Source organism: Planktotalea sp. (genome assembly GCF_049680325.1).
Lineage (GTDB): Bacteria > Pseudomonadota > Alphaproteobacteria > Rhodobacterales > Rhodobacteraceae > Planktotalea.
Genome location: NZ_JBAUHO010000310.1, coordinates 1 through 19,820, shown reverse-complemented (window position 1 = coordinate 19,820; position 19,820 = coordinate 1). Strand labels below are relative to the sequence as shown.

Annotated in this window: 13 protein-coding genes and 4 pseudogenes; 16 read left to right on the top strand and 1 reads right to left on the bottom strand. The window is 54.4% G+C overall.

Annotation, left to right across the window (positions count from 1 at the left end; all coding sequences use genetic code 11):
• Nucleotides 1-472, bottom strand: a 472-nt coding sequence (locus WBC85_RS14100) for an ABC transporter ATP-binding protein (protein ID WP_424438490.1), incomplete at its 3' end; no start/stop codon positions are given.
• Nucleotides 473-588: 116 nt separating this feature from the next.
• On the opposite strand from WBC85_RS14100, the gene WBC85_RS14095 reads away from it, so the two are divergent.
• From WBC85_RS14095 to WBC85_RS14020, 16 genes and pseudogenes are all read left to right on the top strand, one after another.
• On the top strand, nucleotides 589-1,590 hold the full coding sequence (locus tag WBC85_RS14095) for a nuclear transport factor 2 family protein (protein WP_424438487.1): 1,002 nt from the start codon (nucleotides 589-591) through the stop codon (nucleotides 1,588-1,590).
• The gene (locus tag WBC85_RS14090) at nucleotides 1,587-2,456 is read left to right on the top strand and encodes an amidohydrolase family protein (RefSeq protein WP_424438484.1); all 870 of its coding nucleotides are present in this window, start codon (nucleotides 1,587-1,589) and stop codon (nucleotides 2,454-2,456) included. Before WBC85_RS14095 ends, WBC85_RS14090 begins: the two co-directional genes overlap by 4 nt.
• A gap of 190 nt (nucleotides 2,457-2,646) precedes the next feature.
• Complete coding sequence (locus WBC85_RS14085; protein WP_424438481.1) at nucleotides 2,647-3,351, top strand: ABC transporter permease; 705 nt, start codon at nucleotides 2,647-2,649, stop codon at nucleotides 3,349-3,351.
• Nucleotides 3,345-4,061, top strand: coding sequence for an ABC transporter ATP-binding protein (locus WBC85_RS14080; protein ID WP_424438478.1), 717 nt, complete (start codon nucleotides 3,345-3,347; stop codon nucleotides 4,059-4,061). The genes WBC85_RS14085 and WBC85_RS14080 overlap by 7 nt, the downstream gene beginning before the upstream one ends.
• Nucleotides 4,058-4,855 carry a substrate-binding domain-containing protein gene (locus WBC85_RS14075; protein WP_424438475.1) on the top strand — a complete coding sequence of 266 codons (798 nt, stop codon included), beginning with the start codon at nucleotides 4,058-4,060 and terminating at the stop codon, nucleotides 4,853-4,855. Before WBC85_RS14080 ends, WBC85_RS14075 begins: the two co-directional genes overlap by 4 nt.
• A gap of 119 nt (nucleotides 4,856-4,974) precedes the next feature.
• Nucleotides 4,975-5,781: an amidohydrolase family protein gene (locus tag WBC85_RS14070; RefSeq protein ID WP_424438472.1), complete on the top strand. Its 807-nt coding sequence runs from the start codon at nucleotides 4,975-4,977 to the stop codon at nucleotides 5,779-5,781.
• Nucleotides 5,778-6,170, top strand: coding sequence for a hypothetical protein (locus WBC85_RS14065; RefSeq protein WP_424438469.1), 393 nt, complete (start codon nucleotides 5,778-5,780; stop codon nucleotides 6,168-6,170). The genes WBC85_RS14070 and WBC85_RS14065 overlap by 4 nt, the downstream gene beginning before the upstream one ends.
• Nucleotides 6,171-6,217: 47 nt before the next feature.
• The gene (locus tag WBC85_RS14060; protein ID WP_424438466.1) at nucleotides 6,218-7,309 is read left to right on the top strand and encodes a cytochrome-c peroxidase; all 1,092 of its coding nucleotides are present in this window, start codon (nucleotides 6,218-6,220) and stop codon (nucleotides 7,307-7,309) included.
• 187 nt (nucleotides 7,310-7,496) lie between these two features.
• Nucleotides 7,497-7,754 carry a DUF2934 domain-containing protein gene (locus tag WBC85_RS14055; RefSeq protein WP_424438463.1) on the top strand — a complete coding sequence of 86 codons (258 nt, stop codon included), beginning with the start codon at nucleotides 7,497-7,499 and terminating at the stop codon, nucleotides 7,752-7,754.
• A 159-nt stretch (nucleotides 7,755-7,913) separates the two neighbouring features.
• Nucleotides 7,914-10,310 (top strand): annotated as a pseudogene (locus WBC85_RS14050) (glycogen/starch/alpha-glucan phosphorylase).
• 50 nt (nucleotides 10,311-10,360) lie between these two features.
• Nucleotides 10,361-12,557, top strand: a pseudogene (glgB, locus tag WBC85_RS14045) (1,4-alpha-glucan branching protein GlgB).
• A 34-nt stretch (nucleotides 12,558-12,591) separates the two neighbouring features.
• Nucleotides 12,592-13,851 (top strand): annotated as a pseudogene (gene glgC, locus WBC85_RS14040) (glucose-1-phosphate adenylyltransferase).
• Nucleotides 13,851-15,287: a glycogen synthase GlgA gene (gene glgA / locus WBC85_RS14035; RefSeq protein WP_424438460.1), complete on the top strand. Its 1,437-nt coding sequence runs from the start codon at nucleotides 13,851-13,853 to the stop codon at nucleotides 15,285-15,287. The pseudogene glgC and the gene glgA overlap by 1 nt, the downstream one beginning before the upstream one ends.
• A 9-nt stretch (nucleotides 15,288-15,296) precedes the next feature.
• The gene (gene glgX, locus WBC85_RS14030) at nucleotides 15,297-17,399 is read left to right on the top strand and encodes a glycogen debranching protein GlgX (RefSeq protein WP_424438457.1); all 2,103 of its coding nucleotides are present in this window, start codon (nucleotides 15,297-15,299) and stop codon (nucleotides 17,397-17,399) included.
• Entirely contained in the window at nucleotides 17,396-19,363 is a 1,968-nt protein-coding gene (gene malQ / locus WBC85_RS14025; protein ID WP_424438454.1) for a 4-alpha-glucanotransferase, read from the top strand. Before glgX ends, malQ begins: the two co-directional genes overlap by 4 nt.
• Before the next feature lie 4 nt (nucleotides 19,364-19,367).
• Nucleotides 19,368-19,820, top strand: a pseudogene (locus WBC85_RS14020) (alpha-D-glucose phosphate-specific phosphoglucomutase); the annotation flags it as partial.

Here is a 19,820-nt window from a genome sequence, read left to right as displayed (position 1 = left end):
CCATCAGGAACACATTTGGTTCGCGCACAATTGCGCGGGCCAAGGCAACGCGTTGGCGTTGACCGCCAGACAGTTCAGCCGGTTTGCGATGCAAAAACTCGTCAAGTTCGACCATCGCGGAGGCGCGGCGTACTTTATCGTCATGTGTCGCAGGATCAATGCCGCGCACCTTGAGCGGAAAGCGGATGTTTTCGTAGACATTCATATTGGGGTAAAGCGCATAGCTTTGGAACACCATCGCCACATCGCGGTCTTTGGGTTCCAAATCGTTAACGACTTTACCATCAACCAGAATTTCGCCCGCGCTCACATCTTCGAGCCCGGCAATCATACGCATCGTGGTTGTCTTACCGCAGCCGGACGGCCCGAGAAGCACCAGAAATTCCTTGTCCTTGATGGTTAGGTCAAAGTTGTCGACGCCGACAAAGCTGCCCCAGCGCTTCGAAAGATTTCTTAACTGGATCTCAGCCATTCTGTCGCCACCTCCTTTGGGTCGGAATCATCCTGCACACGTATTCAAAAAGACTAGACAGTGGTTCGACAATTTGGCAAGCTTTTTTTGCAAGCGCATGCAAAAGGACGCGACACTTGGATTTTCAAAAAGAAAAACAGCTGGTTAGGGATTTTTACGCGGCTTTGGATAATGCGACTGGCGACGCTATCACGGAGACCATGGAACGCTTTTGCGCGCCTGCTTTTCTATGGCGGGGCTATCACCCGTTTCACGAACAGACAGACCCAAAAGCTGTAGCAGACGTGTTTTGGAAGCCGCTTCACGGCGCGCTTGGTAAACTCCAGCGCCGTATGGATGTCTTTATGGCAGGTCGCAATGCGATTGATGGCGGGCAGAGCACTTGGGTTGTATCCATGGGCCATCTGATGGGCCTGTTCGATGCGCCGTGGCTGGGTATCCCGCCGACGGGCAAAATGGCCTTTCTACGGTATTGCGCGTTTCATCGTGTTGAAGCAGACAAGATCACCGAAACCGCAATGTTCTTTGATATTCCTCATCTGATGATGCAGGCAGGTTTGCAGCCTTTCCCGCCCCAGACTGCCGCGCATTTGGTGCAGCCAGGCCCCATGACGCACGACGGGCTCTTGTTCGATGAACAGCCCGCTTTAGAAGGTGAAAAGACGCTCAAGGCGATCGATTTCATGGTGAAGGACATTAGCAATTGGCAAAGTAAATTATCGCTGGAGGATGAGCTGCGACGTTCCTGGAATGAGGATATGATCTGGTGGGGGCCTGCTGGAATTGGCGCGACTTACACGATTGAGCGGTATGCCAAACAACATTCAGGGCCATTCAGGGCCGGCTTTGAAGAGCGTAAGTTCAACGGCCATGTCGCCAAGATCGCCGAGGGACATTTCGGCGGTTTCTTTGGTTGGCCGAACCTGACACTGAAGCCATCAGGCGGGTTTATGGGGTTTCCGGCCACAGGCAAGGCGGGTGACATGCGGGTGATCGATATCTATCGCCGCGACGGTGACAAATTGACCGAAAACTGGGTCTTCATCGACCTGCTGCATTTCTGGAATCAGCAAGGGCTTGATGTGCTCGGGAGGCTGAAAACGGTGCCACATAAATGATTGATGCACATCACCATCTTTGGGATTTAGGTGCGGTCAACTATCCATGGTTGATGGCCAAAGGTGTGAAACGCTTCTTTGGTGATCCAGCGCCTATTCAACGCAACTACCTTCTTGATGAGTTTCGCGCAGAAGCATCGCAGATGGGCGCGTTGGGGTCGGTTCATATTCAGGTCGGAGCAGAGGACGGTTTGGCCGAAGCAAAATGGGTGCAGAGCGTGGCAAATGCCAATCCCGACTGGCCGTTGGTTCAGGTCGTTTTCTGCGATTTAACGGCGGCTGATCTGGACGCGCGCCTTGATGAATTTCAGGCCCTGCCAAGCGTGCGCGGCGTGCGCCAGATCGTCGGACGCGCGCCAGAAGAGGATGCTGCGAGCGGCACTAATGTGCTGCTGGATGATCCCGCTTTTCTGTCAGGTCTTGAATCCGCAGGTCGACGAGGTTTGTCGTTTGACTTGCAGCTTATCCCTGACCTTATGGAGAAAACCGCGCAGATTTTGGCGCAAGCACCGCAAACGCAAGTGGCGCTTTGCCATGCAGGAAGCCCGTATGATCGAAGCAAAGCTGGACTTGCTGCATGGACACGACAGCTCAAAGCGCTGTCTGCTCTGCCGCATGTTCACTGCAAATTATCAGGACTGGGAATGTTCGATCACGATTGGACGGCGAACAAGATCAAACCGATTGTTGAAACCTGTCTTGAACAGTTCGGCGCAGAGCGCGTGATGTTCGGTTCGAATTTTCCAGTCGATAAGCTTTCATCAGATTACCGAACTTTGATCGAGGCCTATCAATCGCTCGTTCCAAACCGGCTGCACAATCAGGTCTTTCGCACCAATGCCGAACGCTTCTATCGCATGAAGTAAGGAAAACGCCGCGGATATGTTCGTTTTTTAGTCCTCGAGAAATTTGCCGCGCGCGTTGTTCCCTTCGACGCCAGATCACGATATCCAGCGATTGAACGCGGCGGCTCAGCTCTGGGGTGGCGCATTGCAGGATTGGGCCCGGCTTGTACAAACCAGTGTTACACGACACGCCATTCAGGATCGTTTCACGATGAACGATATCTGGGCTGGCCTTCAGGCAGCCTTCTGGCTGGTTGTGTCATTTGACGCGGATCTTGTAGATATAACACTGCGCTCTTTGCAGGTGAGCCTTTCGGCACTTATTATTGCCTGTGTGATCGCCTTTCCGTTTGGCACTTGGCTGGCCATTCGCAGGTTTCGATTTCGGCGCGCAACAATCGCGACGCTCAATGCGCTGATGGGTCTGCCACCCGTGGTTGTCGGATTGATCGTCTATTTGCTGCTGTCCCGGTCTGGACCCTTCGGTGTGTTGGGTTTGCTCTTCACACCAACCGCAATGATTATCGCACAGGTCATCATCATCACGCCGCTGATCGCCTCCCTGATGCATCAGGCCATGCGAGAGCTTTGGGCGGAATACCATGACCTGCTGATTTCACTGAATACCAGCAAACGCCAACGGATCGCGACCCTGCTTTGGGATGGGCGACGTGCATTGTTAACGGGGGCCTTGGCAGGGTTCGGACGCGCCATTGGCGAAGTCGGCGCAATCATGATCGTGGGTGGAAACATCGATCAGGCGACACGCGTTCTGACGACTGCTATCGCGCTCGAAACAGGCAAGGGAGACTTTGCCTTGGCGCTTGGGTTGGGCTTTGTACTGATCGCTCTCGCGCTTTTGGTGAATTTCGCCATTCACGCGCTGTCGCGGACGGAAAGCGAGGGCAGATGGTAGAGCGCGCGCTTACAATCAGCCTCAAGGACGTGCGTGTCACGCGGCGGCGCAAAACCATTCTGGGGCCAATCTCTCTTGATCTGGGCGAACAGGGCTTTACGATTGTTCTTGGCCCGAACGGCGCGGGAAAAACCACTTTTTTGAAAACCCTTCACGGCGTCGAACGGGTGACCAGCGGCACTGTCGAATGGTCGCTGCCCAAAGAACAAGCAAGGCAAGCACAGGCCTATGTTTTTCAAAACCCGATCATGCTGCGCCGCACAGTGCGTCAGAACCTTGCGTTTCCGTTGCAGCTTCTTGGCAAGCCTAAGACAGAGATCCTGCCGGAGGTTGAAAAATGGGCGGAACGGATCGGACTGCGTGATGTTCTTGATCGCCCCGCCCCGCGCCTTTCGGGCGGTGAAAAGCAAAAACTGGCACTGGGCCGTGCTCTGATCCGAGATCCCAAAGTGCTGTTTCTGGACGAGCCTTGCGCAAATCTGGACGGCGCATCTACGCGTGAGATCGAGGAACTGTTGCTGAATTCATTTCGCGCCGGGACACGCATTGTGATGACCACCCATAATCTGGGGCAGGCCCGCCGCCTTGCAGGTGATGTTGTCTTTCTTCTGAATGGGCAGCTACATGAGCAGGGCTTGGCCCCGAGGATATTTGACGCCCCCCAAATGGCTGAAACCAAATCATTCTTTCAAGGAGATATCGTGGAATGATCCGCCTATTCGCTTTTTTAACTTGCCTGATTGCCACGTCTGTAACGGCTGAAACCCTTCGATTGGCCGTCACAACCAGCTTTCATAATTCTGGCCTTTCGGATGTTCTGCTCCCTGCTATTGCAAAGGACACTGGCATCGAAGTGCAGCTGCTTGTCGTCGGGACAGGTCAGGCATTGAAACTGGGCGAGGCGGGCGATGTTGACGCGATTTTAGTGCATTCAAAAGCGAGCGAGGAAAAGTTTGTCGAGGCCGGCTTTGCGACGCACCGCCGTGAAATAATGTACAATGACTTTGTCTTCATCGGTCCAGACGATGATCCAGCGCAGGTGCGCAGCGCTGAACTTGCAACTGAGGCGCTAGAGCGTATTGCAACGGCGCAAGTGCCCTTCATCAGTCGCGGCGATGAAAGCGGCACACACAAGAAAGAACGCGCACTTTGGCAAGATGCTCAGATCGACCCCGAGACAGCGGGCGATTGGTATAAATCCGTTGGCTCCGGCATGGGGGCCAGCCTGAATACCGCGTCCGGCTTTGGGGCCTATATCATTGCAGATCGCGCAAGCTGGCTGAATTTCGATAACAAACGCGATCTCGCTTTGCTTTTTTCAGGTGATCCGGCGCTCTTCAATCAATATGCGTATTTGCCCGTCAATCCGAACCGACACCCGCATGTAAACGCCAAAGCTGCTGAAGCGCTCGAGGACTGGCTGACAAGCCTAGCTGCGCAAGCACTTATCAACACATACAAGATCAACAATGAAGCGCTGTTTGTTTTTAATGCGCGCCGCTAATTTGCCCGTCTGATGCATCAGCTTGCGCACGAATGTCTTAACCAGCCATTGGAATGCTTCGCGCCTGCGCTACACTTTGGTTACCATGGCAATGGATGCCCAATACAGGGAATGAGAAGATGATCCGAAATCTTGCTGCTATCGCGTTGATCTGTGCTGCCGGTAATGCGAGCGCGCAGGAATTACCGATTTTCGACGCCCATATGCATTATAGTCACGACGCTGTTTTGCAAATCCCGCCTGCCCAAGTTGCCAAGATCTTGCGCGATGCAGGTGTGAAGAAAGCTTTGGTGTCCAGTTCGGATGATGATGGCACCCAGAAGCTGAAAACGGCTGCGCCGGAAATCGTCGTGCCTGCGCTAAGGCCGTACCGGCGACGCGGCGAGCTTGGCACATGGATGCATGACCCGAGTGTAATCACCTATCTGGAAGAGCGGCTGGCGCAGTTCGAGTATGAAGCCATCGGTGAGTTCCACGCCTTTGGCAATGACATCAAGACCGATGTCATCCAGCGCATGATAGAGCTTGCGAGGGAGCGCAATCTTTTGCTTCATCATCATGGTGATCGCGAGGCTTTGGAGCTGATCTTTGCAAGCTGGCCAGGCGCTCGCGTGCTTTGGGCGCACTCGGGGTTCGAGCGTCCGGATGACATCGCGGCCATGCTCGCACGCCACCCACGGCTGTGGGCTGATCTGGCCTATCGTTCGGATATGGCGGATAACAACGGGCTGAATGCGGAATGGGACACTGTGTTTAGACGTTTCCCGAACCGCTTCATGGTCGGGACCGACACTTTCGCCCCAGAGCGGTGGTATTATGTTGGCCCGCACGCGGAGTCCGCGCGCGCATGGTTGTCCGATTTGCCAGATGATATCGCGCGCAAGATCGCCTTTGAAAATGCAGAGGCGATGCTGGCCGCACGATGAAGATATTTCTAATTATCCTTACCTGTTTATGGGCGAGCGCTGGATTTGCCTGCGCGCCCGGCGGTGATGCAAAACCGTTAAGCGCACAAACCGAGGGCGCGCTTGCTGGGTATGCGGAGTTTGCGCCGATACCGCTGTCGCAGCCCTTTGCGATGACCCTGACCTTTTGCGGCGACGAGCAGGCAGCAATCACAAAGGCTGTGGTTGAGGCGATCATGCCCGCACATCAGCACGGCATGAACTATGCGCCTGTTGTCGAAGGTTTGGGGCAGGGGCAGTTTGCTGTGTCAGGCATGGTGTTTCATATGCCCGGACTGTGGCGCGTTCAGGTTTCCGTGTTTGGCGCGAAGCGTCCGATGCATTACGCATTAGAAATTCTGGTCAAGTGAGCGCTGTTCTACTCCGTGCCTTGCTCGTTTGGCTAAGTTTTTTGCAGATGTCTTCCTTGCAGGCAGAGGTCATTCTGAGCGAAGCCGAAATAGCCCAAACCTTGTCACATGGTCCTTGGCCTGTGGTTTTTGAACCTGATCCCTCCAATCGCGTTTCAGGCATGCCAGAGGCGATTGCTTTGGGTGCGGGCTTGTTTTCAGACCCTGCATTGTCGCGGGATGAAACGATGTCCTGCGCCGAGTGTCACGATCCAGACTACAGCTTTGCCGAACCCAAGTCGCGCGCAACCGGCAAAGTCCCGCTGGATCGCAATACACCTTCCTTATTAAATCTACGCGCGCATCGATGGTTTGGTTGGGCAGGGGGCAATGACAACATCTGGGCGCAAAGTCTGATGCCGATCTTGAGCCACGAAGAGATGGGCCATGATGCCGAGAGCCTCAAAGCCGCTCTGATAAAGAGTGAACAGGCGCATGCCTATAGGGAGGTTTTTGGCCCGCCCGCCTCGCAACCCGCGGACATGGTTCTGGTCAACATCGGCAAAGCACTGGCCGCGTATCAAGAGACATTGCTGACGGCGCCTACATCCTTTGACGAATTTCGTGATGCGCTGGAAGCGGGCGATCTGGCGCGCGCAGGGCAATACCCTTTGGCAGCGCAGCGCGGCTTGCAATTGTTCCTTGGGCGCGGAAATTGTGCCTTTTGCCATTCTGGACCTGCGTTCACAAATGGCGAATTCCATGATGCTGGCGTGCCATATTTTGTAGATAATACGCGTGTTGATACTGGGCGTTTCGGGGGGCTCAAGGCCGTGCAAGCAAGCCCTTATACTCTCGCGGGAGACTACAGCGACGATCCTCGAAAAACGGGTGCATGGGCCGTCCGGAATGTGCGCGCGCTTCATTCTGACTTTGGCACGTTTCGCGTGCCCGGTCTGCGCGGCGTGGCGCAAAGCGCACCCTATATGCACAACGGAAGCCTGAGTGATCTTGCCGCCGTAGTCGAGCACTACAACACGATTGATCTTGAGCGGCTTCACGCAGATGGAGAAGCGATTTTGGCCCCCTTATCGCTGTCGCGTGGTGAGGCAGATGACCTTGTTCGATTTTTACAAAGCCTGAGTGACGATCCGCGTTAATCGCACTCATTCACATTGCTATTCAGTCACTCCAGCAGGCTGGCTTACCTTCAAGGCAACAATACGCGAGCGAATGAGTCACAAAGATGCAACTACAAATTCAGTGGACCTGACCCGTCGGTTGTGCAGGTGCAGCATTTAGTAAATGTTAGCGCTACCATATGATTCACACGACGAGACCGCTGCCATGACACAGATACAATTGGACGAAGTCCAGATCCGAGAAGCTGCTTATCAATTCTGGCTGAACGACGGCCAGCCTAACGGGCGCGATGAAGAGCATTGGCTCCGCGCTATTGACGCACTGTCCCAGCCGACCCCAAAAGCAAAGCCAGTTCGTAAAAAGGCCGTCGCTAAAACTGCTGCCGCTAAGACGAAAGCGACAAAGGCGACTGCTGCTAAAGCTGCGCCGAAACGCGCGGCAAAGCCTAAGGCTGCAAAGTAAATGTACCATCCCTGCTATAGCGGGGCTGGAAAATAGACCTAAACGGCGCCGACAATGAAGCAGTTGCTTTCGTTGCGGCGTTGTTTCACTTTGGCGGGCCAGGACTGGCATGCCAACACAAAGATTAGCCCAAAGGGCCGGAACGGAATCGAACAGATCCTGACGCTTGAAAACCAGACTTTCGTTACAGCAGACACGTTGCGCGACGACATTACCCGCCACCTTCGGTTGTCGATAGGCAAAGACGCGAAAAACGCGAGCCTTTATGACTGGCGTATGTCGCTCTCACTGGCGCTGCGCGACCGCGTTGTTGAGCCATGGTTCAATTCCACCCGCCGCACCTACGAGGGCAAGCACAAGCGTGTCTATTATCTTTCCATGGAGTTCCTGATCGGCCGCTTGATCGAGGATGTGACCATAAACCTTGATGTCGAAGGGTTGGCAATTGAGGCGATGACAGCGCTGGGCCAGGATTACCACAAGGTGGTTGCGAACGAGCCGGACGCAGCATTGGGTAACGGCGGGCTAGGGCGCCTTGCCGCCTGCTTTATGGACAGTTTGGCGACACTTGCGATTCCTGCCTATGGGTATGGCATTCGTTGTGAACATGGCCTGTTCGAGTAACATTTTGAAAACGGTCAGCAAACCGAAACGGCCGAAGGCTGGCTTGCACAGCGTCACGCGTGGGAATTCGAGCGCCCGGAAGTGGCCTATAACATCCACTTTGGAGGTTATGTTGGTGAGCTTGATGGCAAACCGAATTGGTTCCCGTCCGAGACGGTTCTTGCATCCGCCTATGACACGCCGGTTATCGGTTGGAAGGGCAAGTGGGCCAACACCCTGCGCCTTTGGGCAGCAAAACCCGTTAAGCTGTTTGATCTCGAAAGCTTTAACCGTGGCGATTACGTTGGCGCGAATGCGCCCGAACGCCTTGCCCGGACCATTTCACGGGTCCTGTACCCCGATGACACGACGCAAGACGGCAAGGAACTACGCCTGAAGCAGGAATATTTCTTTACCTCCGCGTCGATCAAAGATCTGCTGCGCCGCTTCTTGTCTGAAGGCAATAAGATCAAAGACCTGCCTGAACATGTCGCTATTCAATTAAACGATACCCACCCGGCGATTGCGGGGCCGGAACTGGTGCGTCTGTTGATGGACAAGCACGATCTGAGCATTGACGACGCTATCGAAATGGCACGCAAATGTTTGGGTTACACCAACCACACGCTTCTGCCAGAAGCACTGGAAAGCTGGCCTGAAGACCTGTTCGCCCGCATCCTGCCCCGCCATCACCAGATCATCCACATGATTCAGGAACGTCACCTGCAAGCGACGGGCTCGCATGTGCGCATCATTGACCATGGCAACGTAAAAATGGGCGAACTGGCTTTTGTCATGGCGCATAGCGTTAATGGCGTGTCGGCGCTACATTCGGAACTGGTTAAGGAAACGGTATTTGCCGACCTCAACCAAGCCTATCCGGATCGCATTCTCAACCAGACCAATGGCATCACGCCGCGCCGCTGGCTTTATTCATGTAACCCGCCCTTGCGCAATCTGATAACCGACACCATCGGTGCGGGTTGGGAGGCTGACCTGGAACGCCTGCAAGAGTTGAACGCGCATCTTGATGATGCCTCTTTCCAGCAGGCCTACAGTGCTGCGAAACTGCAAAACAAGGATCGCTTGGCGAAGTGGCTCAAGGACCGCAACGGCGTTACGCTCGACACATCGGCGATGTTCGACATTCAGATCAAGCGTATCCACGAATACAAACGCCAACATCTCAATATTCTGGAAACCATTGCGCTCTGGAACGACATCCGAGACAACCCGAACGGAAACTGGACGCCGCGCGTCAAGATTTTCGGTGGTAAGGCGGCACCGGGATACGTTTTGGCAAAATCGATCATCCGGTTAATCAATGACGTCGCAACGACGATCAATAACGATCCAGTGACCCGCGAATTTCTGCAAGTCGTTTACCCAGAGAACTACAATGTCTCGATGGCTGAAATCCTGATCCCAGCGTCTGATCTGTCCGAGCAAATTTCGACTGCGGGCAAAGAGGCATCAGGCACGGGCAACATGAAGCTGTCCCTGAATGGTAGCCCGACAATTGGAACTCTTGACGGCGCGAACGTAGAAATTCGTGAACATGTCGGTGCTGAGAACTTCTTCCTGTTCGGCCTAACTGCCGCAGAGGCAGAGGCCAAACGGGCCGATCACGGCTATTCCCGACGTGCAATTGAATCCAGCCCCAAGCTGTCGCGCGTCCTTGGCCAGATTGGCGCGGGCGTGTTTTCGCAGGGCGATAACCATCGCTATTCGGATATTTTGCATAATCTCTACGAGCATGACTATTTCCTCGTGAGCTGCGATTTTGACGAATACTTTGCCAAACAGCGGGAAGTTGATGCAGTGTTTCAAAACAAGACTCGCTGGACGCGGATGGCGGCCGCAAACACCGCTGGCATGGGCTGGTTTTCGTCCGATCGCACGATCAGAAGCTATGCCGATGACATTTGGGGCGCGCATTCTGTGATTGACTAGGGCGTTCGCGCTATTGCTCAGGCATTTGCTGCCACAGGGAGAAAGACGTGATGAATAACGAAGACGCGCAGCGGATTGCTGCAGGCAATCACTCTGATCCTTTTTCCGTTTTAGGTCAGCATGTTGTAGATTCAAAAGTTACGGTTCGGGTCTTTCACCCCGAGGCTGAAACGATTGACGTTCTGGATGCCAAGACAGGCCGCAAGGTGTTATCGCTATCGCCCGTGGAGGGTGGCTCCGGGCTGTTCGCAGGAACTGCTCCACGTCGAAAGACGCGCTTTGCATATCGCCTTCGACTGGCCAAGGGCGAACACACATGGGAAGCAGACGATCCCTATCAATATGGCCCGGTTCTGGGTGAGCTTGATGAACATCTGATCGCCGAAGGTGCGCATCTGGATCTTTGGAAAGTTCTGGGCGCGCATGTGATGGAGCATGAAGGCAAGGCAGGCACGCATTTCGCAGTCTGGGCCCCGAATGCGCGGCGCGTTTCGGTTGTTGGTGACTTCAACGGTTGGGATGGGCGACGTCATCCAATGCGCGGGCGTGGTCATACAGGCGTTTGGGAATTGTTCCTGCCTGATATCGGTGACGGTGAAGCCTACAAGTACGAGCTACAAGACGGGCAGGGGAACCTGCTACCACAAAAAGCGGACCCGTTCGGCTTTGGTTCGGAACATCCGCCAAAAACTGCTTCCGTGGTGCGTAAACTCGATGGCCATTCTTGGGCCGATCAGGGCTGGATGTCCAAGCGCGAAGCACTGCACAAAATAGATCAACCGATTTCGATCTATGAGGTCCATCTGGGATCGTGGAAGCGCGTTCCAGAAGAGGGCAACAGACCGCTGTCATATCATGAGCACGCCGAGCAATTGGTGAAATATGCCAAGGATATGGGCTTTACCCATCTCGAACTGATGCCGATCTCGGAGTTTCCGTTTGACGGATCATGGGGCTATCAACCCGTTGGCCTTTATGCACCGACCATTCGCCACGGAACCCTTGAAGAGTTCCGCGCTTTTGTTGAGGCTTGCCATGCCGCCGATCTTGGGCTGATCCTTGACTGGGTTCCCGGACACTTTCCCGAGGATCAACACGGATTGGGAAAATTCGACGGTACACCGCTCTATGAACATGCGGATCGCAAAGAAGGCTTCCATCCGGACTGGAACACGCTGGTCTATAACTATGGCCGCAGCGAAGTATCTAACTACCTTGTCGCCAACGCCCTTTATTGGCTGCGTGAACATCATATCGACGGGCTGCGCGTCGATGCGGTCGCGTCCATGCTCTACCGCGATTATTCGCGCAAAGATGGCGAATGGATTCCGAACAAGGACGGCGGACGTGAGAACCTAGAAGCGATCAACTTCCTGCAACGGACCAACACGGTGGCCTATGGCTCTATGCCGGGCGTTGTGACGATTGCCGAAGAATCTACTGCGTTCCCGGGGGTTAGCGCGCCCGTCGATCACGGCGGCCTTGGCTTTGGGTTCAAATGGAACATGGGCTGGATGAACGACACCTTGTCCTACATCGAACAAGATCCGATCCATCGCAAATACCATCACCACAAAATGACTTTCGGTCTGCACTATGCCTTTTCCGAGAACTTCGTGCTGCCGATCAGCCATGATGAAGTCGTGCATGGCACGGGTTCGATGATCGACAAAATGCCCGGCAATGGCGACGAAAAATTCGCCAATCTGCGCGCATATTACGGTTTTATGTGGGGGGCACCCGGGCAAGAAACTGCTGTTTATGGGCTGTGAATTTGCTCAGGGCGCAGAATGGAACCACAATGAAAGCCTCGACTGGCATCTTACAGATCATCCGCAACATGGCGGTGTTCAGAATCTGGTTAGCGACTTGAATGCATTGTTCAAGGAAACGCCTGCGCTGCATCAGCTGGATTGCAAGCCCGAAGGGTTTGAATGGATCGAGGAAGGCGCTGCCGATGAATCGATCCTTGCTTGGGTGCGCCATGGTCATGATGGCAGCGCGCCTGTTTTGGTTGTCAGCAACTTCACCCCAGTCGAGCGCAGTGCGCGCCGCATTGGTGTTCCGCAGGCAGGCCGCTGGATTGAAAAGCTGAACACAGACAGCGCGCGTTACGGCGGTGGGGATCGCGGCAATATGGGCTTTGCCGACAGCGAACAGATCGCTGCATCTGGACGGGCGCATTCGGTGTCGCTGACGCTACCACCGTTATCAACGATATTTTTTGAATTAAGTGGAACGTCCTGATCCACACGAACTGTCAGGACTAGGGAGGGAAACAATGGATACTGAATCAACGCGCCTTGCGCAGCAAACAATGGCTTTCGTTCTGGCTGGAGGGCGCGGAAGTCGTCTTTACGAGCTGACCGATCGACGGGCAAAACCTGCGATGTATTTTGGTGGCAAAAGCCGCATTATCGATTTCGCGCTCTCCAACGCTGTGAATTCAGGCATACGCCGTATCGGTGTTGCGACACAGTAAAAGGCGCATTCTCTCATCCGCCACCTCCAACGTGGTTGGAGCTTTTTCCGCGCTGAACGCAATGAATCGCTGGATATCCTGCCCGCTTCGCAGCAGCTGAACAATGAAAACTGGTACAAGGGTACGGCGGATGCTGTGGCCCAAAACATTGATATCATTCGTGGCTATGCACCCAAATACATCATCATTTTGGCGGGGGATCATATCTACAAGCAAGATTATTCGCTGATGGTAAAACAACACGTCGATAGCGGCGCGGATGTGACCGTCGGCTGTATCGAAGTGCCTCGCATGGAAGCATCTGGCTTTGGCGTTATGAAGGTTGGCGATGAAGACCGCATCCTTGATTTTGTAGAAAAACCCGCTGATCCGCCCGCGATGCCCGGTAATCCTGATATGGCACTGGCAAGCATGGGTATTTACGTTTTCGAAACGGAATACCTATGTGGGCTGCTTGAGAAAGACGCCCAAGATCCGAGCTCCGATCATGACTTCGGCGGCGATATTATTCCCGAAATTGTCAAGAACGGTAAAGCAATCGCGCATCCTTTCAGCCGCTCTTGCGTGCGCTCGGGTCTTGAAGAAAAGCCGTATTGGCGCGATGTGGGCACGGTTGATGCATTCTGGCAGGCCAATGTCGATTTGACCGACTTTAATCCCGAGCTTGATCTTTATGACAACTCCTGGCCGATCTGGACCTATTCCGAGCTTACGGCACCCGCAAAATTCATTCACAATGAAAATGGCCGACGGGGACATGCCGTGTCCTCGATGGTTTCGGGCGGGTGCATTGTTTCAGGCTCCACGCTTGATCGTTGTTTCCTGTTCACGGGTGTCCGAACCCATTCCTATTCGCAGCTCGAAGGTGTCGTGGCTATGCCCTATGCGGAAATCCACCGCCGCGCGCGGCTGACCAATGTGGTACTTGATCGCGGCGTGATTATTCCCGAAGGGCTTGTCGTCGGTGAAAACGCCAAAGAAGATGCAGAACGCTTCAGGCGCACTGACAATGGTATCTGCCTGATTACCCAACCGATGATTGATAAACTGGAGCTTTAATGAACCTGCTTTTTGTCGCCTCGGAATGCACACCTTTCGTCAAGACAGGTGGTTTGGCGGATGTCATTGGTGCCGTGCCAAAAGCGCTGGAACCGTTGGGTGTTGATGTCAGAATTCTGATCCCAGCCTATCCGGCAGTTGGAGGTTTGTGCGTCGGGGCGTCAAACGTAATGTCATTTGACGATCTGTTCGGCGGTCCGGCAAGGGTCCTGGCTGTGCAGGCCGAAGGCCTCCAGATGCTATTGCTGGACGCCCCGCATCTATTTGATCGCAAGGGCAATATATATCTTGGCCCAGACGGTCAGGACTGGCCGGACAATGATATGCGTTTTGCAGCGTTATCCTTTGCGGGCGCGCAGATCGCGATACAGGGGATTGGCAGCTGGAAACCTGATGTCGTCAATGCGCACGACTGGCAGGCGGGGCTGTTGCCGGCCTATCTTCAACAACACAACGGCTGGACGCCTCCTGTTGTCACGACGATTCACAACATCGCCTTCCAAGGTGTGTTTGACGCAACTCGCCTTGCGGCGCTGCGATTGAATGCAGATCAGTTCACGACTCAAGGTGTTGAATATTATGGAAAGATCAGCTTTCTCAAGGCTGGGCTGGCCCTGTCTGAAAAGATAACCACCGTTAGTCCATCCTACGCGGCAGAGCTGATGTCGGCCGACTTTGGCATGGGGCTTGATGGCCTGCTTCGCGCGCGACAGGGCGATCTACATGGCATTCTGAACGGCATTGATCTGGATGTCTGGAACCCTGAATCCGATACAGCGCTTGTAGCCAACTATTCCCAGCGCAGCCTTAAAGGCAAGGCAAGCAACCGCGAAGAGCTGGAGGCACGTTTCGGGCTGAGTAAAGGCGAAGGCCCGTTGTTTTGTGTTGTAAGCCGGATGACCTCGCAAAAGGGGCTGGATTTGCTTTTGGAATGCATACCCGATCTGGTCGCGCAAGGCGGCAAGCTCGCGGTGCTTGGTTCGGGCGATCCCGAGTTGGAGCGCGCCTATGTCGACGCCTCCAACCGCTATCCCGATGCGATTGGCACAATCATTGGCTACGACGAAGACCTCTCGCACCTGATGCAAGGCGGCAGCGATGCGATCCTGATCCCATCGCGGTTCGAACCTTGCGGCCTGACGCAGCTTTATGGTTTGCGATATGGCACGCTTCCTGTTGTTGCACGTACTGGCGGATTGGCCGACACGGTCATTGACGCGAATGAAGCCGCGCTTTTGGCTGATTGCGCTACGGGCATTCAATTCGCGCCGATCACGGCGACCATGCTGAGCCATGCGATTGCACGTACGTGTGCACTATTTGCCAAACCGAAGGTCTGGTCTGGCATGATGCGCCGCGCTATGCGTCATCCGGTTGGATGGGATTTGTCTGCTTCGGCATATCTTGACGTCTACAAAGCCGCGCAGGAGCGTTAAGCAAACTTCATGAATAATATCCAGCTTTCTAGCGGCAGTCCAAACCGGCTCGGCGCGCATCACGATGGTGCGGGCGTAAACTTTGCCGTGTTCTCCGAGAATGCCAGCAAGATCGAGTTATGCCTTTTCTCTGCGGATGGTACGTTAGAAACAGCGCGTATTGCTTTGCCTGAACGCACAGGGCCCGTTTGGCATGGGTATGTGTCCGGTCTTCCGGTTGGTACGATCTATGGCTATCGCGCGCACGGTGATTACGCACCTGCTCAGGGCCATCGCTTTAATCCGAACAAACTGCTTCTGGATCCCTATACGCGCGAGCTTCATGGCGATTGGGTCAATTCGCCTGTGACACTGGGATATGAGGATGCTTCAGCCAAGGAAGATTTATCCTTTGACACACGCGACAGCGCGCCTTTTGTTGCCAAGTCGATCGTGTCGGATCCCGAGCTGTTTGAAGGCTTGCGCCAAGGGCAACACCGAAAAGCCAGCTCTGACCTGATTTATGAAGCCCACCCGAAAGGCGCGACGCAAGGCAATTCAGCAGTGCCGCACGCGATCCGTGGCACCTATGAAGGGTTGGCATCCGATCCGATGTTAGAGCACCTCAAAACGCTGGGTGTTCAAGCCATAGAGCTGCTACCCGTTCACAGCTTTGTCGATGATAAATTCCTGCAAGAACGCGGGTTGCGGAACTATTGGGGTTACAATTCCATCGGCTTCTTTGCGGCAGAGCCTCGCTACTTTGGCCCTGACGGTCTGAAGGGTTTTCGCAAGATGGTCGAGCGCCTGCACGATGCCGGGATCGAGGTCATTCTGGACGTGGTTTACAACCACACCGCCGAGGGCGATCAACGTGGCCCGACCCTGTGCTATCGCGGCTTGGACAACGCGTCCTATTACCGTCTGACCGATAAGGATCAAAGGTATTACGTAAATGATACGGGTTGCGGAAATACGCTAAACGTTTCGCATCCCTATGTGCTGCGTATGGTGCTGGACAGCCTGCGTTTCTGGGTCGAATGCATGGGAATTGACGGCTTTCGCTTTGATCTGGCGACGACGCTAGGGCGCGAAGACCATGGCTTTGATCCAAACGGCGGCTTCTTTGATGCCCTTCGCCAGGACCCGGTCCTATCGCGTGTGCGCATGATCGCAGAACCTTGGGACATTGGTCCGGGTGGCTATCGCTTGGGCGAATTCCCGCACGAATTTTCCGAATTGAATGACAGCTACCGCGACACCGTGCGCCGCTATTGGCGCGGCGATGCGCATAGCGTGCAGGAACTGGCTGCACGTTTGCTCGGCTCAGCCGACAAGTTCGATCACTCGGGGCGGCGTAGTGATGCATCGGTTAATTTTCTGGCTTCGCACGACGGCTTCACGCTTGCAGATACAACGCGTTATGTGCGCAAGCACAATGAAGCGAACACAGAAAAGAACCGCGACGGGCATCACTCCAACTTCAGCGATAATTGCGGCGTTGAGGGCGAGACTGACAATCTAGCGATCCGAAAACGTCGCACCCAACGACAACGCAATATGCTGGCAACACTGTTTTTGTCTCAAGGTACGCCCATGCTTTTGGCAGGGGACGAATTTGCCAATTCGCAAAAGGGCAACAACAATGCCTACTGTCAAGACAATGACATCGGTTGGTTGAATTGGGAAAAAGCTGACACAGAACTTCAATCCTTCGTCGCCGGCCTGTCTGCCTTCAGGGCCGATCATCCAAGTCTGCGGCAAAGCAGATTCCTGCACAGCGCAGTTCGCACCTTAGATGGCCACGCAGATGTAAACTGGAGCGACTTCAATGGCGATGCACTAGAATGGGAAGATCCTCATCTTGCCAACTTTTGCCTGACGCTGCGCGGCTCTGCTGAAGCCCCGGAATATGAAGACGGCAGCGACGTTGTTTTCATTGTTTTCAATCGTGGTGCGGATATCGGGCAAGTTGTCTTGCCCCAAGCACCCGAAGGGCAGATGTGGTGCCGCGCGATTGATACGAGCCTTCTTTCGCAAGCCGACATGCCAGTTCGCGAAAGCAAGGTTGCAAAGGTCGAAGGTCGCTCGGTTACTGCCTTTGTCCTCATTGCTGAAGAGCGTAAGACATGACCCTGGATCATGATCTTGCAGCACTTTCCGAACTGTGCGGCATTCTACCTGGTTTCTTTGATTTTCATGGAAATGAGCGCGTAACGTCGCCCGACACACAAAGAGCGATGCTGGCCGCGAACGGTTTTGACGTCTCAAGCGACGAAGCCATCAGATCCGAATTGGCAGCGCTAAGAGCTGAGCTGGAAGATCGTTGGTTTCCGTATGAGATCATCGTTGAAAGCGGATTTCCAAGCGCACAGAACTTTGGCCTTGGCGCGCAGTGGGAATTGCGTTTGGACGAAACGGGCGAGCTTATCGCAACGGGTGATCCAAGCGATCACATCACATTGCCAGCGCTGCCTTCCGGTATCTATGTTCTTAGGGCAACGGCTTCGGGACGTACCGAATTGACGACGGTTTTGGCCGCCCCGAAGCGGTTGCAGCAAATTGAGGATTTGACGGGTTCTACAAGGCTTTGGGGGCTTAACTTCGCGCTTTACGGCATGCAATCTGCGCGCAATTCTGGCATGGGCGATTTTGTCGATCTTGCGAAGATTGCGCAAGCCGCGGGCAAGCAAGGCGCGAGCTTTGTGGGGATCAATCCGCTGCATAACATGGGGTTTTGTGACGTCGAGGCGATAAGCCCCTATTCACCGTCCCATCGCGGGTTCTTCAACACATCCTATATTGCGCTTGATAGTATTCCCGGCATTGAGGGCGGAGCCCGCGCCAGCAATTTTTCAGCGCTGCGTAATAGCAAAGCGGTCGACTACCGTCTTCATAAAAAGATTCATAATCAATCGCTTGAAAGCCTCTATTCAAGCTTTACCGTAACAACGAATGACGTCGCCAAAGCGGATTTTTCCGCTTTCAAAATGCAAGGCAGTAGCGAACTTCAACGCTTTGCCGAATTTGAGGCGCTTAGCGAAATCTACGGTTCTGACTGGCGGACTTGGCCTGAGATCAACCAGACGCCAGCAGCAGAGCGCGTTGATTTTCACATGTGGATGCAATGGGTCGCGGCGAGCCAGCTAATGGCTGCACAGGCAAGCGCAAAAGATGCGGGGATGCCTTTGGGGCTTTACCTTGATCTGGCTGTCGGATCACGCCGTGATGGAGCAGAGGCATGGTGCGAGCAATCGGCTGTCGCGCAGGGCGTCTCCATCGGTGCGCCGCCAGATCATCTTAGCCCTGAAGGACAGAACTGGAACCTGACTGCCTTTTCGCCGCGCAAGCTGAAGGCACAGCGCTATGCCCCTTTGCGCCGCATCATTGGTCAAGCGATCCAAAATGCCGGGGTGATCCGCATCGATCATGTTCTCGGTTTGAACCGCAGCTTTTGGCTGCCGGATGACGGCAGCCCGGGCGCCTATATTCGTCAACCGTTCGAAAGCCTGATGGCCGTGATTAAGATCGAGGCGGAGCAGCACAACTGTGCGGTGATCGGTGAAGATTTGGGGCTGGTGCCAGACGGATTTCGCGAAACCATGCGCGAACATGGGTTTTACGGTTATTCCGTCTTGCAGTACGAACGAGATCCAGACGGTGGTTTTCGGCGCCCGGAAGAGATGCCAGCGCAAGTTTTGACCTGCTTTGCCACCCACGACACACCGACAGTCAAAGGTTTTGAAGTGGGGCGCGATCTGGATTGGTGGGAAAAACTGTCTTGGATAGATGCGAAAACTGCGCAAAACTTGCGGCAAAAGCGGCTGAGCGAGGTGGCAAGCATCAAGGGCGAGGGCGAGTTTACGAGCAATGTTCATGCGCGACTTGCTTACTCAAACGCGAGTCTGCTTGCCGTTCAACTGGATGACGTCCTCGGCGGCGTCGAAACGCAAAACCTGCCCGGTACGATAGACCAACACCCGAACTGGCGCCGAAAATACGACGTGTCGGTTGAGGAACTGCCCGAGAACGCGGCTTTGAAAGCTACCGCTAACGTAATGCACGAGGCTGGCAGAAGCCATAAATGCAAAGGATAAACCGATGAAGATCAAGACGTTTGAAACGACACCAATTGCGGGCCAAAAGCCCGGCACCTCTGGTCTGCGAAAGAAAACACGCGTCTTTATGCAGCCTCGGTTTCTGGAAAATTTTATTCAGGCGACCTTTGATGCCATTGGCGGCGGTGCAGGCAAGACGCTTATCGCGGGTGGTGATGGGCGTTATTTCAACAAACAGGCAATTCAAACGATCCTGAAAATGGCCGCAGCGAATGGCGTGCGAGAAGTCATCGTTGGTCAAAACGGAATTTTGTCCACGCCTGCTGCCTCGCACCTGATCCGCTTGAACAAGGCCGATGGCGGTTTCATTTTATCCGCAAGCCACAATCCGGGCGGCATTGACGAAGACTTTGGCGTTAAGTTCAACGGGCAGAATGGTGGCCCCGCGCCTGAAAACCTGACCGACAAGATATTCGTCGCGACCGAGACAATCACC

Excerpts from the sequence above, each read along its gene's own strand:
- WBC85_RS14090 (WP_424438484.1), top strand. The coding sequence starts at position 1,587 with ATGATTGATGCACATCACCATCTTTGGGATTTAGGTGCGGTCAACTAT.
- WBC85_RS14085 (WP_424438481.1), top strand. The coding sequence starts at position 2,647 with ATGAACGATATCTGGGCTGGCCTTCAGGCAGCCTTCTGGCTGGTTGTG.
- WBC85_RS14080 (WP_424438478.1), top strand. The coding sequence starts at position 3,345 with ATGGTAGAGCGCGCGCTTACAATCAGCCTCAAGGACGTGCGTGTCACG.
- WBC85_RS14075 (WP_424438475.1), top strand. The coding sequence starts at position 4,058 with ATGATCCGCCTATTCGCTTTTTTAACTTGCCTGATTGCCACGTCTGTA.
- WBC85_RS14070 (WP_424438472.1), top strand. The coding sequence starts at position 4,975 with ATGATCCGAAATCTTGCTGCTATCGCGTTGATCTGTGCTGCCGGTAAT.
- WBC85_RS14065 (WP_424438469.1), top strand. The coding sequence starts at position 5,778 with ATGAAGATATTTCTAATTATCCTTACCTGTTTATGGGCGAGCGCTGGA.
- WBC85_RS14060 (WP_424438466.1), top strand. The coding sequence starts at position 6,218 with ATGTCTTCCTTGCAGGCAGAGGTCATTCTGAGCGAAGCCGAAATAGCC.
- WBC85_RS14055 (WP_424438463.1), top strand. The coding sequence starts at position 7,497 with ATGACACAGATACAATTGGACGAAGTCCAGATCCGAGAAGCTGCTTAT.
- glgA (WP_424438460.1), top strand. The coding sequence starts at position 13,851 with ATGAACCTGCTTTTTGTCGCCTCGGAATGCACACCTTTCGTCAAGACA.
- glgX (WP_424438457.1), top strand. The coding sequence starts at position 15,297 with ATGAATAATATCCAGCTTTCTAGCGGCAGTCCAAACCGGCTCGGCGCG.
- malQ (WP_424438454.1), top strand. The coding sequence starts at position 17,396 with ATGACCCTGGATCATGATCTTGCAGCACTTTCCGAACTGTGCGGCATT.